Genomic DNA, 14,659 nt, shown 5'->3' with positions numbered 1-14,659 from the left:
CCGAGCTCTTCTTGATACCGGTGTCATGACGTTTTGGGTCGGCTCCCCCGACCCGGCGTCCTGCGGCTCTTTGAGTTCGCTCCTGCGCAAACTTTCCAGGGCGTCGAGCTGTAGCTCGACGCCCTTCATTTTACCTTGGGGGGCGCGTCGGGCTTCGGCTCGGCGCCCTTTATTTCGCCGGGGCGTGAGCCGTGGCGGAAATTGACGTGGCGGCAGCCACGCGATGTGGCGCAAGCCGCGCGCGCGGGCTAAGGGATCGCCCGAACAGATCTTCCACGCGCGGCGCGCCACGGCGGCGCCTCGCGCAAGAACGGCCCTTTCCGGGAGGAGTACGAGAATGCTGAAGAACCGTATGGCGGTGCTGCAGGCCCTTGAGACCCAAGGCGTGGTGCCGGTGTTCTATCACCCGGACGTCGAGATCTGTAAGAACGTCATCCAGGCCTGCGCCGACGGCGGCGCGCCCTGCATCGAGTTCACCAACCGCGGCGATTTCGCCGCCAACGTCTTCTACGAAGTCACCAAGCACTTCGCCTCGGCCGATCCGCGCGTGATCATGGGCGTCGGCTCGATCGTCGATGCGCCGACCGCCGGCCTCTACATCGCCAACGGCGCCAAGTTCATGGTCAGCCCGATCGTCAACGCCGACGTCGCCAAGCTCTGCAACCGCCGCATGATCCCCTACAGCCCCGGCTGCGGCTCGGCGACCGAGATCTCCTACGCTCAGGAACTGGGCTGCGAGATCGTCAAGGTGTTCCCCGGCTCGTCGGTCGGCGGCCCGGACTTCATCAAGGCCGTGATGGGCCCGATGCCCTGGACCAAGATCATGCCGACGGGCGGCGTCGATCCGGACGAGGCCTCGATCAAGAAGTGGTTCGGCGCCGGCATCGTCGCCGCCGGCATGGGCTCCAAGCTGATCACCCAGGAAGCCCTCGACGCCAAGGACTACGCCGGCATCTCCAAGAAGGTGCGCGAGACGGTCGACCTGATCGCCAAGGTGCGCGGCAAGGCCTGATGAGCGACAAGCCGATCCTTCAGCTTCGCCCGGCCGCCGAGACCCGCTGGGACTGCGCGGCCCTCGGCGAAGTGATGCTGCGCCTGGATCCGGGCGACGGCCGGGTGCGCAACGCCCGCCAGTTCCAGGTCTGGGAAGGCGGCGGCGAGTACAACTTCGCCCGCGGCATGAGCAAGTGTTGGGGCAAGCGCGCCACCGTCGCCACGGCCCTGCCCGACAGCGACCTGGGCTGGCTGGTCCAGGACCTGATCGGCCAGGGCGGCGTGGACATGTCCCACGTGGTCTGGCGCGAGTTCGATGGCCTGGGTCGCAACACCCGGGTCGGCCTGAACTTCACCGAGCGCGGCTTCGGCGTGCGTCCGGCGCTGGGCGTTTCGGATCGCGCCAACTCGGCCGCTTCGCAGCTGCGTCCCGGCGAGATCGACTGGGAGCGGCTGTTCGGCGAGGAGGGCGTGCGCTGGTTCCACACCGGCGGCGTGTTCACCGCCCTGGCGTCCAACACCGCCGAGGTGGTGCTGGAGGCGCTTGAGGTCGCCAAGAAGCACGGCGTGATCGTGTCGTTCGACCAGAACTACCGCGCCTCGCTGTGGAAGGACCGCGGCGGCCTCGACGCCGCCCAGGCCCTGAACCGCAAGATCGCCGCCATGACCGACGTTATGATCGGCAACGATCACGACTTCGTCGTGTGCCTGGGGATGGAGATCGACGGTCTGGTGAAGGGGCTGCCGCCCACCGACCCGGCCAACTTCAAGACCCTGGTCCCGCAGGCGGTGAAGGCCTTCCCGAACCTGAAGGTGCTGGCCACCACCCTGCGGGCCGTGCGCTCGGCCAGCGTCAACGACTTCGGCGCCATCCTGTGGGCAGACGGAGCCTTCTACGAGGCCCCGATGCGCGACGGCCTGGCCATCTACGACCGCATCGGCGGCGGCGACGGCTTCGCCTCGGGCCTGGCCTACGCGCTGATGGAGAACCTGGGACCGCAAGCCGCCGTCGACTACGGCGCGGCCCACGCGGCCCTGGCCATGACCACCCCGGGCGACACCTCGATGGTCCGCCTGAAGGAGGTCGAGGCTCTGGTGAAGGGCGCCGGGGCGCGGGTTATTCGCTGACCTTGATCCCTCTCCCCCTTGGGGGAGAGGATGGCCCGCGTAGCGGGTCGGGTGAGGGGTTGCACGTACAGAAACGCCGCGACAGCTGATCGGCTGTCGCGGCGTTTTTTCGTGGGGCGACCCCTCATCCGTCGCCTTTCGGCGACACCTTCTCCCGCAAGGGGAGAAGGGTCTTGGTGGCCTACTTGCCCGCGCTGACCGCCGGCCCGTAGAGCATGCCGTTGAACAGGAACTTGAAGGTTCCGTACGACTGCGCCCGCTGGGTGATTTCCGGGCCCATGACGAACAGCTTGCCCTTGCCCACGTCGACGTCGAGGATCGCCGTGGTGTCCTTCAGGCGTTCCTGGCCGACGGCCCAGCCGCTGCGCAGCGGCTTGTCGGTGTCGAACCACGAGACCTTCGACACCCCCTTGGCGTCCGACTTCAGGGTGAAGGTCGGCGAGCGGTCGTAGAAGATGTCGACGTCGGCCGGGATGCCGTAGGCCAGCGGCTGGGTGACGTCGACCTTGGCCCGCAGCACCGAGCCGGGGATGTAGAGCTCCTTGGTCGACAGGCCCACCAGCTTGCCGTTCTCGGTCTTGGCCGTGGCCACCTCGACGGGCGCGCCGAAGGCGGTGGCCAGGCGCGTGGAGGCGCCGATGGCGATCACCGTGCCGCCGTTCTCGGCGAAGGCCTTGAGCTGCGGGATGGTGGTCTCGTCGGTCACCGTCCCCAGCCAGCCGTGATACTCGGCCGGGATGTCCTCGGCCTTGGGCTGCGGATAGCCGCGGCCGGCCCGGAACGGACCGCCAGCGGGGGCAGGCACCACGCCGTCGGCGAACACCAGCACGTCGAAGTCCTTGGCCAGGTCGCCGGCGTCCAGGCGCTGCGGGTAGACCACCTGGAAGGGGGCCTCGAACTTCTCGAACATCCAGCGGTTCCAGCCCGAGGGCATCGAGCCGCCATAGACGTCGACCAGGCCCACGCGGATCGGCTTCAGCGGCAGGGCCGAGCCGCCCGGCTTCGAACCGACGGCCCAGGCGTCGATGCCCAGTTCCTTGACGCCAGCCTCGATCACGCCGGCGGCGGCGGGCGAGTAGGGGACGAAGATGGCCCCGGCGGCGAAGCTCTGCTTGCCGGCCTTGGCCCCGTCCTTGAGCCACGAGACCTGGGCGCCGGCCTTCAGCAGGCGGTTGGTCAGGGTGAAGGCGTTGTTGGGCGCGTGGTCGATCAGCCAGCCGGCCTTGCCCGAGCCCTTCACGGCGCCCGGCTTGACGGCGATCAGGTCGGGCACGCGCTGGAACGGGCCGTCGAAGCCGTCGAGCACGCGGTCGAACTTCACGCCCGTCTGGTAGGCCAGGGTGTAGCCGGTGACGTCGTACGGGGCCTTGGGCGGACCGCCCGGATACTCGGCGTCGTGCGGGTGGTCCTGCGGCTCGAACATGTCGAGGATGTGCGGGCGATAGGCCTGGGCGGTCTTCACCACGTAGGAGCCGGCTGGATAGGTCTTGCCGGCCACGGTGAAGGGCTTGGTGGCCTCGTCGACGTCGACGCCGGCCTTGATCAGCGCGTTCAGGAACGCCACCACGGTCGGCTTGTCGGCCTGGTCGGCGGTCAGGATGTAGCCGCGCGGATCACGCTTTTCCGGGGCCTGCAGGATGGTCTTGTACAGCGACGGATCGACCGAGGCCGAGGTCGGCGAGCCGGTGACGCGGCCCTCGAACTTCACCTTGGCGCCGGCGGCCTTCAGATCGTCGATCTCGGTCGGCGTGATCGTCCAGCTGTCCTTGCTGCCCTTGGCGATCGAGTTGCTGGCCATCTTCCAGATGTTGAACAGCATGCGCTCGCGGTTGCGCGAGGCGTAGTCCATCACCGCGCGGTCCAGGCTCCACTGGTACTCGACGGTCTGGGCCAGGTGCCAGGTCTGCGGCGGGGCCGGCATCGGGCGGTCGCCGTTGGGCAGCTGCACGTCCGGCACCAGGTTCAGCGGCATCGGGGTGGGGCCGCCGGTGATCTCGGTCAGCAGGCCCACGGCGTTGTGGAAGTAGGCGATGGAGCGTTCCATGCCGTTGTGCCAGGTCGAGTAGGGGGCGGCGCTGCGGGCGCCCGAGCCCGGCTTGTCCTCGGCGACCAGGCGGCTGTGCATGGCCATGCCGACTTCCTGCAGCGAGGTCATGACCAGCGGGTCGTAGTTGTAGTTGAACGGGTCGCGGAACGGCGGGACGAACACCACCATGCCGTTCGGGGCCGGCTGGTGCTGGTTGTAGATGATCTGCGGATACCAGTCGCGGAACAGCACCTTGTTGACGTTGGTGGTTTCCGACATCTGCGACATGAAGCTGTCGCGGTTGTTATCGTGGCCGACGTACTTCTGATAGAGGCGCGGGATCGAGTTGAACTCGCGCTTCTGCGGATCGGCGTTGCGCATGTACCAGTCCGAGACCAGTTCCATGCCGTCGGGATTGTCGTGGCCGAACAGCACGATGACGTCGTCGAGGATGCGCATCGTCTCGGCGTCGGTCTTGGTCAGCATCCGGTACAGCACCTGGATCTGGCCCTGCGAGGTCACCGTCTCGGTGGCGTGCATGCCCGCGTCGATCCAGACCACGGCCTTGCCGGTCGCGGCCAGCTTCTCGGCCTCTTCCTTGCCGACTTCGCCCTTGGCCAGCTTGCGGGCGATGGCCTTGTACTCGTCCAGCTTGGCGAGGTTGGCCGGCGAGGAGACGATCGCCACCCACTGGGTGCGGCCTTCCTCGGACTTGCCGATGTCGACCAGCTTCATGCGGTCGGACTGGCCGGCCAGGGTCTTCAGATAGGCCTCGTAGGCGGTGTAGTCGGCCAGGAAATAGTCGCTGCCCGGATCCTGGGCGAAGGCCTGGGCGGGCGGGGTGATCTCTGCAGAGTAGGCGGCTTGCCCGCCAAGGGTCATCACCAGCGCCAGGGCGGCCCCGGCCATCGCTACGTGTCGCGTCATCGCACTCCCCATCCACCAAAGCGGGGCGCGCTTTTTCGCCGGCCCCCTAAGCTTGACGCAGGCGGAGCACGAAACCGCAAGTTGGACCAGCCGACGCGCAAAAATAGTTCGCCGACGGGGCGCTTGCCCCGCGCGGTCGGATGCGGCATCACCAAGCCGCACAACGGATCCGGCCTCGCCGGATGGCTACCCCGGGCGCCGATCCCTCGGGAAACCTTCGCGGCGCGATCGCGCGCCGCCGCACCACGCAAGACCGATCCCCATGAGCTTCCTCGCCAAGACGCGCCAGCAATGGCTCGCCAATCCTGGCCGCGACCTGCTGGCCGGCACGGTCGTCGCCCTGGCCCTGATCCCCGAGGCGCTGGCCTTCGCCTTCATCGCCGGCGTCGATCCGGCGGTGACCCTCTACGCCTCTTTCGTCATCGCCATGACCATCGCCTTCGTCGGCGGGCGGCCGGCGATGATCTCGGCCGCCACCGGGGCCATGTCGCTGCTGATGGGCGGCCTCGTGCGCGACCACGGCATCGAGTACCTGTTCGCCGCCAGCCTGCTGACCGGCGTCATCCAGATCGTCATCGGCCTGCTGCGCCTGGGCCGCTACGTGAAGTTCGTCTCGCGCTCGGTGATGAGCGGCTTCGTCAACTCGCTGGCGATCCTGATCTTCATGGCGCAACTGCCCCAGCTGATCGGCGGCAACTGGCAGACCTTCGCCCTGGTGGGGGCGGGCCTGGCGATCATCTATCTCTTCCCGCGCCTGACGAAGGCCGTGCCCTCGTCGCTGGTGGCGATCCTGGCGCTCAGCGCCGCAGCCATCGCCCTGAACCTGCCGGTGCGCACCGTCGGCGACATGGGTCAGCTGCCCACGGCCTTGCCCGGCTTCCACCTGCCGGCCGTCCCGCTGACGCTGGAGACCTTGAAGATCATCGCCCCGGTGTCGCTGACCCTGGCCTTCGTGGGCCTGCTGGAAAGCCTTCTGACCGCCAACCTGCTCGACGACCTGACCGACAGCCCGTCCGACAAGGACCGCGAGACCCGCGGCCAGGGCATCGCCAACATCGTCTCGCCCCTGCTGGGCGGCATGGCTGGCTGCGCCCTGATCGGCCAGTCGATCATCAACGTGAAGTCCGGCGGCCGTTCGCGGCTGTCGACCTTCTGGGCGGGCCTCTTCCTGCTGATCCTGATCCTCGTGCTGCGCGACTGGGTGGCGAAGATCCCCATGGCCGCCCTGGTGGCGGTGATGATCATGGTCGCCTTCACCACCTTCGACTGGAACTCGGTGCGCAAGCTGCGTTCGACGCCCCTGCAGTCGACCATCGTCATGCTCGCCACGACGGTGACGGTGCTGATCACCCACGACCTGGCCAAGGGCGTCGTGCTGGGCGTGCTGCTCAGCGTGCTGTTCTTCGCCCGCAAGGTGGGCAAGATGATCAGCGTGAAGGAGCGCGACGACAGCACGCAGACCGCTCGCCGCTATGTCGTCGAGGGCCAGCTGTTCTTCGTCTCGGCCGAACTGTTCGCCGCCGGCTTCGAGTTCCACGGCCATCCCCAGCGCGTCGAGATCGACATGACCGGCGTGCGCCTGTGGGACCTCACCGCCGTCGGCGCGCTCGACAAGGTGGCGGCGCGCTATCGCCGCCAGGGCGCGGCGGTGGAGGTCGTGGGGCTGGACGAGGCGGGTTCAGCGCTGGTGGCCAGGCTGGGAACGGCCTGAGACCCTCTCACCCCTGCGACAGGCTCAGCACATTGCCGTCGGGATCGGCGAACCAGGCGACCTTGGCGCCGCCGCCGGGGGCGGTCCAGATCCCCAGGGCGTCCTGGCCGAAGCCCTCGTAGATCGTAAAGACCACGCCGCGCCCGGTCAGCGCCCGCACGCCGGCCTCGATGTCCTCGACGTGCCAGTCCACCACCGGATGGGCGCTCGCCTTGTAGTCGGGCAGGGCGGTCAGGCGGATCAGCGCCGCGCCCGCCTCCAGAAAGTCGCCGAACGGGTCGGAGCTACGCACCGCAAGCCCCAGCTTGCCGACATAGAAGTCGAGCGCGCGCTGGCGGTCGCTGACATGGACGAAGGCGACGGGAACGCCTGCGATGGCTGACATGGCCCAAACCCCGGATTGGCGATCCGGGCAGCTTGGCGCCAAACGGGGCGCTTACGCCACCGCGTAGTCGCGCACCTGCATCGGGCTGCTCTGGCTGATCGGCAGGGTGAAGCTGACCGTGGTGCCGTCGCCGGGGGTCGAGACCATCTCCAGCGCGCCGTCGTGCATCTCGACCAGCGACTTGGTCAGCGCCAGGCCAAGGCCCGTGCCCTGCGTGGTCTTGGAGTGCTGGCTTTCCACCTGCTCGAACGGACGCGCCAGGCGCGCCAGGTCCTCGGCGGCGATGCCGATGCCGGTGTCGGTCACCGACACCTTCACGCGCTCGCCCAGCGGATCGCGACGGATCTCGGCGCGCACGACGACGCGGCCCTGGCGGGGGGTGAACTTGATGGCGTTGCTCAGGAGGTTCAGCAGCACCTGCTTGACCGCGCGATAGTCGGCCTCGATCTCGGGCAGGGGCGGGAAGTCGACCTCGAGCTTCAGGCCGGCGGCCTCGGCGCGGTTGCGCACCAGGCGCACGGCGTCCTCGGTGACGTCCTCCAGGTGCAGCGGCTCGAACTTCAGGGCCATCTTGCCGGCTTCGATCTTCGACATGTCGAGGATGTCGTTGATCAGGGCCAGCAGGTGCTGGCCGCTGTTGTGGATGTCGAGGCTGTAGCCCTTGTAGCGCTGGTCGCCGAGCGGGCCGAACATCTCGTTCATCATGATCTCGGAGAAGCCGTTGATGGCGTTCAGCGGCGTGCGCAGCTCGTGGGACATGTTGGCCAGGAACTCGCTCTTGGCCTTGTTGGCGCCCTCGGCCTTGACCTTCTCCATCTCGTACTTGCGGGCCAGCTCGGCCAGCTGCTCCTGGCTGCGCTCCAGGCCGGCGACGGCGTTCTGCAGCTGCTCCTCGTTGCGGCGGCGGGCTTCTTCCTGGGTCTTGATGGCCGTGATGTCGGCGGCGGTCATCACGAGGCCGCCTTCGGCCGTGCGGCGCTCGCTGATCTGGATCCAGCGGCCGTCGTTCAGCTCGGCCTCGCGCACGCCCTTGGCGCCGGTCGGGTCGGGGATTTCCTGGCGCACGGCCAGGGCGGCGAAGCGGTTGACCTCGGCGCGGGCCGCGCCGGGCTTCAGCAGCTTGGGCTCCAGCGAGAAGACGTTGCGGTAGTTCCTGTTGCACATCAGCAGGCGGCCCTGGCGGTCCCAGAGCACGAACGCTTCCGACACGCTCTCGATGGCGTCGCGCAGGCGGTTCTCGGCGGCCTGGGCGCGGGCCTGGGCCAGGCGTTCCTCGGTGACGTCCAGCGCCACGCCGATGATGCGCGAATAGCCGTCTTCGCCCGGCTTGCCGAAGCCCTGGCCGCGGGCGTCCACCCAGATCGAGCGGCCGCCGTGCTCGCGGGCCGGGATGCGGAACGAGACGTCGAAGGCGCCGAACTGGGCGGCGTTGGCCAGCGCCTGGCGCACGCGGTCGCGATGGTCGGCCGAAATCCGCTCGACCAGGTCCTGGCCGGGGGCCACGCCGCCGCCGCCCCAGCCGAACATCGCGCCGGTCACGTCGGACATGTAGACCTCGTCCGAGCGCAGGTCCCATTCCCAGATGCCGCAGCGCGCGGCCTCGACGGCCAGGCGGAAGCGCTGCTCGCTGTCGATGAACTCTCGCTGGGCGGCCTCGGCGCGGCGGCTCTGCAGCATCAGGATCAAGGCCAGGGCGATGCCGGCGGCCAGCGGAATGGTCAGCGTCAGCACGCCTTCCATGACCTGGCGATTGATGTTGGCCACCGTGTGGCTGGGGGTGCTGACGGCGGCGATCAGCGCGCCCTGGGCCAGCGGCTCGAAGGAGACGTCGAGGCTGGAGCCGTCGACGCCGCGCCCGGTCAGGGCGGCCGCGCCGCCCTGCAGGTCCTCGACCGAGAGGGTGTAGGCCTGACTGAGGCTGGCCGCGCCCTGCACGGCGCGCCCGGCGCCGACCAGCAGGCCGCCGTCGGCCAGGAACAGGGCGACCGAGCGCTCCTTGCCCGGCTCGCCCAGCAGGCGCGAAGGATCGCCGGCGGCGATGACATAGCCGCGGCCGGCGCTGGTCTGGGCGGCCATGGCCACGTAGAGGCGGCCGCTGCGGCCGACGCCGCCGACCCAGACGCTGCGGCCCGACGAGGCGGCCGCACGGGCGGCCAGGCGCCAGTCGGCGGAGGGATCGCGGCCCGCGACGGCCAGGACCTCGGCGTTGGTGGTCACGGCCACGGCCATGGCCTCGCCGCCGGCGGCGCGCAGGGCGGTCTCGGCCGCGTCGATGGCCGAGGTCGGATCGCGTTCCAGCAGGTCGGCGGCGGCCGAGAGGCCCGCGCGCTGCGCCGCCAGGTTGGTTTCGACCTTGCCGGCCAGGATCTGGGCCTGGGCGGCCAGGGCCGCGCCGCCTGGCGGGGCGGAGGCTTCCTTCTGCAGGCTGTGCAGGCCAAGGGCGGTGTAGACGGCCAGCAGCAGCAGCGCGGCCAGAATGACGATGCGGACATAGGCCTGCGACGACCGGGCGGCGCGTATGCGAGCCACGCCCGCAGCCGAAAGTCCGGCCTTCGCCGGTCTTCCGGGTTTCGCCCCGCCGATCCGCAACGCTAAAAGCTCCGAAGCACCCCAGGCGAGTCAGTTCGCCGACATGGTGAATCTACCGTACCCGCTGCTGCGCCGTCACCCGGGGGAGAGGCGAATAAGCGGGGGATGAGCGCTTTGGTCGCAACCGTTGCGCGGAGGAATCACCTCAGGCTCGCCGCCCAAGGGACCTCCCCCCGTGGGGGAGGTGATCGCGAAGCGATCGGTGGGGGAGTGATCTGGGCCTTGGCCCGATGCATCGGAAGCTGAAAACGGCCCCCCACCGGCCTTCGGCCGCCTCCCCCAAAGGGGGAGGTTTCTACTCCAGCGCCCGGCTCGCCAGCTCCAGCACGTTCTTCGATAGGCCCGGGGCGGACTTCACCCGTTCCAGCTCGCGCCGCATCAGGTCGCCAAGCGCGGGCACGTAGCGCCGCCAGCTTCCCAGGGGCTCGACCAGGCGGGCGGCCGTCATCGGGTTGAAGCCGTCGACGGCCAGGATCTGGTCGGCCAGGAAGCGGTAGCCCGCGCCGCTGGGATCGTGGAAGCGGGCGGGGTTGGCGCTGGCGAAGCCCTGCACCAGGGCGCGGAAGCGGTTGGGATTGCCGGCGTCGAAGTCGGCGTGCCCGGTCAGGGCCAGCACGCGCGAAAGCGCGCCTTCCGACGGATCGCGGGCCTGCACCGAGAACCACTTGTCCAGCACCAGCGGCTCGTGCCGCCACTTGGCGTGGAAGGCCGCCAGCGCCTGCTCGCAGGGCTCGCCGCCCACGGCCAGCAGCGCCGAGAGGCCGCCCATGGCGTCGGTCAGCGCGGCCGCGGCCTCGAAGTGGCCGACGATGCGTTGCACGTTGTCGGCGTGCGGATCGGCCGCCAGCAGGTCGACGCAGGCGTTGCGCAGCGCCCGGCGACCGGCCGAGGCCGCGTCGGGCGAGAACTCGCCGTCGCCCTGCATGGCGCCGTGGATGCGGCCCAGCTGCTCGCCCAGGTGCACGGCGATGCGGGCCCGCAGCAGGCCGCGGGCGTCGTGGATCGCGGCCGGATCGGCCGGCTCGACGGCCAGCGCCAGGTCGCCTTCGCTGGGCAGGGCCAGCAGCAGCGCCTTGAAGGCCGGATCGGCGGCGTCGTCGTCCAGCGCCCGGCCCAGGGCCTGGGCGTAGCGCTCTTCGCCCACCTCGTCGGGGTTCCCGCCCGCGCGGGCCAGGATCAGGTCGCGGGCCAGGCCCTGGCCGGCCTCCCAGCGGTTGAACAGGTCCGGGTCGGCGGCGAACTGCACGTAGGCGTCGGCGGCGCGCGCGTCGGTGGTCAGGGTCACCGGCGCCGAGAAGCCGCGCAGGGCCGAGATCACGGGGGCTTCCGCAACGCCTTCCCAGCGCACCGTCAGGCTTTCGCCCTCCAGCAGCACCACCTCGCTGTCGCGGATCGCCCGGCCGTCCTGGGCCAGCAGGCCGATGGTCACCGGGATCGGCAGGGCCTTCTTGACCGGCTGGCCGCTGGTGGGGGCGGTCTTCTGGGTCAGGGTGATCGACAGCGCCTTGGCGGCGGCGTCATAGGCGTGGGTCAGCGACACGGCGGGGGTGCCGGCCTGTTCGTACCAGGAGAAGAACGAGGTCAGGTTCCGCCCCGAAGCCTCGGCGAAGCAGGCGATGAAGGCCTCGACCGTCGTGGCCTCGCCGTCGTGGCGCTCGAAATAGAGATCAAGCCCGGCCCGGAACGCATCGGCGCCCAGGATGGTCTTCAGCATGCGGATGATCTCCGCGCCCTTCTCGTAGATGGTCGCGGTGTAGAAGTTGTCGATCTTCAGGTAGCTCGACGGCCGCACGGCGTGGGCCAGCGGGCCGGCGTCCTCGGCGAACTGTCGGGCGCGCAGGGCCTTGACGTCCTTGATCCGCTGCACGGCCGCGCCGCGCATGTCGGCGCTGAAGCTCTGGTCGCGGAAGACCGTCAGGCCTTCCTTCAGGCACAGCTGGAACCAGTCGCGGCAGGTGATGCGGTTGCCGGTCCAGTTGTGGAAATACTCGTGGGCGACCACGCTTTCGATACGCTCGTAGTCGAAGTCGGTCGCCGTCTCCGGCTCGGCCAGCAGCAGCGAGGAGTTGAAGATGTTCAGCCCCTTGTTCTCCATGGCCCCGAAGTTGAAGTCGCGCACGGCGACGATCATGAAGAGGTCGAGGTCGTACTCGCGGCCGAAGGCCTCCTCGTCCCACTTCATCGAGCGCTTGAGGGCGTCCAGGGCGTAGGCCGCGCGCGAGGCCTGGCCCGGATCGACGAACACCTTCAGCGCCACGGTGCGGCCGCTCATGGTGACGAAGGTGTCTTCCAGCACGTCCAGCCGCCCGGCCACCAGGGCGAACAGATAGGCCGGCTTGGGGAAGGGGTCGTTCCAGACGGCGTAGTGACGGCCGCCGTCGAGCTCGCCGGCCTCCATCAGGTTGCCGTTGCTCAGCAGATGCTCGAACGCCTGGTCGGCCTCGATCCGCACCGTGTAGCGGCTCAGCACGTCCGGCCGGTCGGGGAAGAAGGTGATGGTGCGGAAGCCCTCGGCCTCGCACTGGGTGCAGAACCGGCCGCCGGACATGTAGAGGCCCATCAGCGCCTTGTTGGCCGACGGATCGATCTCGACCTCGGTGGTCAGTTCGAAGGCGTCGGGGACCTCGGCGATCACCAGCCGCTCGTCGTCCAGCAGGTACTGGTTGGCGCTCAGGGCCTGGCCGTCGATGGCGATCGACTTCAGCGCCAGCCGCTCGCCGTTCAGCGCCAGGGCCTCGCCGGCCTGGCCCGTGCGGCACACCTTCAGCGTGGCGGTCACGCGCGTGGCGGACGGCGCCAGCTGGAACGACAGGTGCGTCGTCTCGATCTCGAACGGGAACGGGCGGTAGTCGGAGAGCCGGATCGGCTGGGGCGTTTCGGTGCGCATCCGGCCAATGTAGTCGCCCGTCGGGTCGGGGGCGAGGCCGCCGGTTGCGCGGCTTGTCGATTTATCGGTTAAGTTGGCGATGTAACCGGGGGTGTTTGCAAGTGTCAGAGGTCGCCAATTCCGAGCCTGCGCCGGAGGGGTCGCCATTCCGCGTCCTGGGGGCCTTGGTCTGGGCGCCCGTGCTGGCCGCGGCCGTCTTCATCGCGGGCTTCGGCGTCTACAAGAGCGTCAGCCCGCTCTTGGTCGGCCTGTTCGTCATCCTGCGGCCGGAGGCATCGCTGAGCGACGAGGCCCTGCGCCTGTACATGTCGCTCGCCTCGCCGCTCGCCGGGATCGCTTTCGTCGGCGTCTACTGGCTGCTGGTGCGTCTGGTCGAGCGACGCGCCGTCGTCGAGCTCGCGCCGCGCGGCGCCTGGATCGAGGCCGCGCGAGGCGTGGGCCTGGCCGCTGCGGCCTTCCTCCTGTTGATGGCCGTCCTGACGTTGGCCGGCGCGATCGCGTGGCGCCCGCCGCCTGTGGGGACCTGGCTTGGCCACATCTCCGCCGGCCTGGCCTTCGGGATCGCTTCCGGCGTGCTGACGGCCATCGTGCTTCAGGGCGTGCTGACCCGGCTGCTGGCCCAGGCGCAGGGGCCGGTGTTCGGCGTCGTCGCGGCCGCCTTCGCGGCGGCCTGGTGGACCGGTGGACGCGTGCACGTCAACGCGCAACTCGGCGCACTGATCGACGGGCTGACGCTGGCCCTGATCTTTCTGCGCCAAGAACGCCTGTGGCTCGGCATGGGCCTGGTCGCGACCTGGGACGGGCTCATGACCGTCGTCAAGGGCGGCTTCTACCACGGGGACGACGGCAACGCCGCGCGGGCGTTCATCTTCGCGCCGGAGCAGGGGTCGCTGATCTCGTGGTTGCGCGGCCCTGGCGGACCCGACACCTCGGTCCCGGCGCTGGCCGGTGGAGCGCTGGTGGCCGGCTTCCTGGCCTGGAGGGCCTTCAAGGAAGGCCGCTTTACGCGCGCTTGAGGCGACTGGGCGCGCGGGACGACGAATTCGATTGGGGAGGCTTGAATCCATGTCAGACACGCTTGCGCCGTCGCCCGGTCGCCTTGCTCCGGGGCGCCGGATCGTCATCCTGGTCTGGGCGATGATCCTGATGGCGGCGTCCGGCATCGCGGGTTTCGCCACGATGGGGGCCGTCCATGTCGGGATCGACCTGGCCTTCAGCCGTGCGTCCGGCGCTAGGTTCTACATCGACCTGGTTGCGGGGCCACTGGCCGCCCTGGCGTCGATCGCGGCGGCGGTCGGAGCCTATGTCCTGCTGGTTCGGCTGGCCGAAAGGCGCTGGCCGTCCGAGCTGGCCCCGGCCTCGGCGCTTCCCGAACTGGGGCGTGGGATCGCCTTGGCCGTGCTCGCCTTCGGCCTGTTGATGGGCGTGCTCACCCTGAGCGGCGGCGTGGTCTGGCGGCCGCCGCCTCTCGTCGACTGGCGCTGGGCGCTGGCCTCCGGCCTTTCCCAGGGAGCGTTCGGGGGACTTTTGCTGGGCCTGGTGGTGCAGGGCGGGATCGCGCGGCTGGGCACGCAGGCGCTGGGACCGGCCGTGGGCGTCGTGCTCGCGGCGCTCGCCGCTTTCTGGATCCTATCGTTTGACGTGGAGCATCCGCCGATCCAGCGCGCGAACGCAGCCCTGGGCGGGGCGATCCTCGCCCTCGTCTGGCTGCGACGCCGACGGTTGTGGCTGGGGCTGGGCCTGTTCATGGGCTGGGGCGCGCTGGTGGGCGCGGTCATCGGCGGTTATTCGCTGCAGTGCGGCTACGACTCTACCGAGGCCTTCATCTACGAGCCGGGGCGAGGCGTGCTGATCGCCTGGCTACGAGGTGAGGGCGGCCCGGAAAGCTCGGTCCCCCTGCTGGCGGGCTGTGTCCTGGCCGTCGTCTGGCTGGCCTGGCGCGCCTGGAAGGAGGGCCGCTTCTCGAGGGCTTGAGGCGGATCAATGTCCGGATGCGCGGGCGGGCGCATCACC

General features: G+C 69.6%; 9 protein-coding genes and 1 other annotated feature. Of the genes, 5 read left to right on the top strand and 4 right to left on the bottom strand.

Going from position 1 to position 14,659, the window contains the following annotated elements:
• Window positions 1-337 precede the first annotated feature (337 nt).
• Window positions 338-1,012 carry a bifunctional 4-hydroxy-2-oxoglutarate aldolase/2-dehydro-3-deoxy-phosphogluconate aldolase gene (locus G5B46_RS16125; protein WP_058348668.1) on the top strand — a complete coding sequence of 225 codons (675 nt, stop codon included), beginning with the start codon at window positions 338-340 and terminating at the stop codon, window positions 1,010-1,012.
• A complete protein-coding gene (locus G5B46_RS16120) occupies window positions 1,012-2,121 on the top strand; it encodes a sugar kinase (RefSeq protein WP_165260316.1) in 1,110 nt (369 codons plus the stop codon). The genes G5B46_RS16125 and G5B46_RS16120 overlap by 1 nt, the downstream gene beginning before the upstream one ends.
• A gap of 181 nt (window positions 2,122-2,302) precedes the next feature.
• On the opposite strand, the gene G5B46_RS16115 is transcribed toward G5B46_RS16120, so the two are convergent.
• Window positions 2,303-5,086, bottom strand: a complete 2,784-nt coding sequence (locus tag G5B46_RS16115; RefSeq protein ID WP_240903533.1) for a M14 metallopeptidase family protein — start codon at window positions 5,084-5,086, stop codon at window positions 2,303-2,305.
• Window positions 5,087-5,236: 150 nt separating this feature from the next.
• Window positions 5,237-5,290, top strand: a sequence feature (sul1 is cis-regulatory element that is thought to sense ions involved in sulfur or methionine metabolism; They are found in Alphaproteobacteria).
• Between the two features lie 46 nt (window positions 5,291-5,336).
• Here G5B46_RS16115 and G5B46_RS16110 point away from each other — a divergent pair.
• Window positions 5,337-6,785, top strand: a complete 1,449-nt coding sequence (locus G5B46_RS16110) for a SulP family inorganic anion transporter (protein ID WP_165260312.1) — start codon at window positions 5,337-5,339, stop codon at window positions 6,783-6,785.
• A gap of 7 nt (window positions 6,786-6,792) precedes the next feature.
• On the opposite strand, the gene G5B46_RS16105 is transcribed toward G5B46_RS16110, so the two are convergent.
• The 3 genes from G5B46_RS16105 to pepN form a co-directional block, all read right to left on the bottom strand.
• A complete protein-coding gene (locus G5B46_RS16105; RefSeq protein ID WP_165260310.1) occupies window positions 6,793-7,170 on the bottom strand; it encodes a VOC family protein in 378 nt (125 codons plus the stop codon).
• Between the two features lie 51 nt (window positions 7,171-7,221).
• Window positions 7,222-9,759, bottom strand: a complete 2,538-nt coding sequence (locus tag G5B46_RS16100; protein WP_165260308.1) for a PAS domain-containing sensor histidine kinase — start codon at window positions 9,757-9,759, stop codon at window positions 7,222-7,224.
• Between the two features lie 295 nt (window positions 9,760-10,054).
• Window positions 10,055-12,646 carry an aminopeptidase N gene (gene pepN, locus G5B46_RS16095; RefSeq protein ID WP_165260306.1) on the bottom strand — a complete coding sequence of 864 codons (2,592 nt, stop codon included), beginning with the start codon at window positions 12,644-12,646 and terminating at the stop codon, window positions 10,055-10,057.
• A 179-nt stretch (window positions 12,647-12,825) separates the two neighbouring features.
• Here pepN and G5B46_RS16090 point away from each other — a divergent pair, with 179 nt between their 5' ends.
• On the top strand, window positions 12,826-13,662 hold the full coding sequence (locus G5B46_RS16090; RefSeq protein WP_165260304.1) for a hypothetical protein: 837 nt from the start codon (window positions 12,826-12,828) through the stop codon (window positions 13,660-13,662).
• 49 nt (window positions 13,663-13,711) lie between these two features.
• On the top strand, window positions 13,712-14,620 hold the full coding sequence (locus G5B46_RS16085; protein ID WP_165260302.1) for a hypothetical protein: 909 nt from the start codon (window positions 13,712-13,714) through the stop codon (window positions 14,618-14,620).
• Window positions 14,621-14,659: the final 39 nt, after the last annotated feature.

Origin of the sequence: Caulobacter sp. 602-2, assembly GCF_011043625.1 — a bacterium.
Lineage (GTDB): Bacteria > Pseudomonadota > Alphaproteobacteria > Caulobacterales > Caulobacteraceae > Caulobacter.
This window is presented reverse-complemented; position numbering and strand designations above follow the sequence as displayed.

Excerpts from the sequence above, each read along its gene's own strand:
- G5B46_RS16125 (WP_058348668.1), top strand. The coding sequence starts at position 338 with ATGCTGAAGAACCGTATGGCGGTGCTGCAGGCCCTTGAGACCCAAGGC.
- G5B46_RS16120 (WP_165260316.1), top strand. The coding sequence starts at position 1,012 with ATGAGCGACAAGCCGATCCTTCAGCTTCGCCCGGCCGCCGAGACCCGC.
- G5B46_RS16115 (WP_240903533.1), bottom strand. The coding sequence starts at position 5,086 with ATGGGGAGTGCGATGACGCGACACGTAGCGATGGCCGGGGCCGCCCTG.
- G5B46_RS16110 (WP_165260312.1), top strand. The coding sequence starts at position 5,337 with ATGAGCTTCCTCGCCAAGACGCGCCAGCAATGGCTCGCCAATCCTGGC.
- G5B46_RS16105 (WP_165260310.1), bottom strand. The coding sequence starts at position 7,170 with ATGTCAGCCATCGCAGGCGTTCCCGTCGCCTTCGTCCATGTCAGCGAC.
- pepN (WP_165260306.1), bottom strand. The coding sequence starts at position 12,646 with ATGCGCACCGAAACGCCCCAGCCGATCCGGCTCTCCGACTACCGCCCG.
- G5B46_RS16085 (WP_165260302.1), top strand. The coding sequence starts at position 13,712 with ATGTCAGACACGCTTGCGCCGTCGCCCGGTCGCCTTGCTCCGGGGCGC.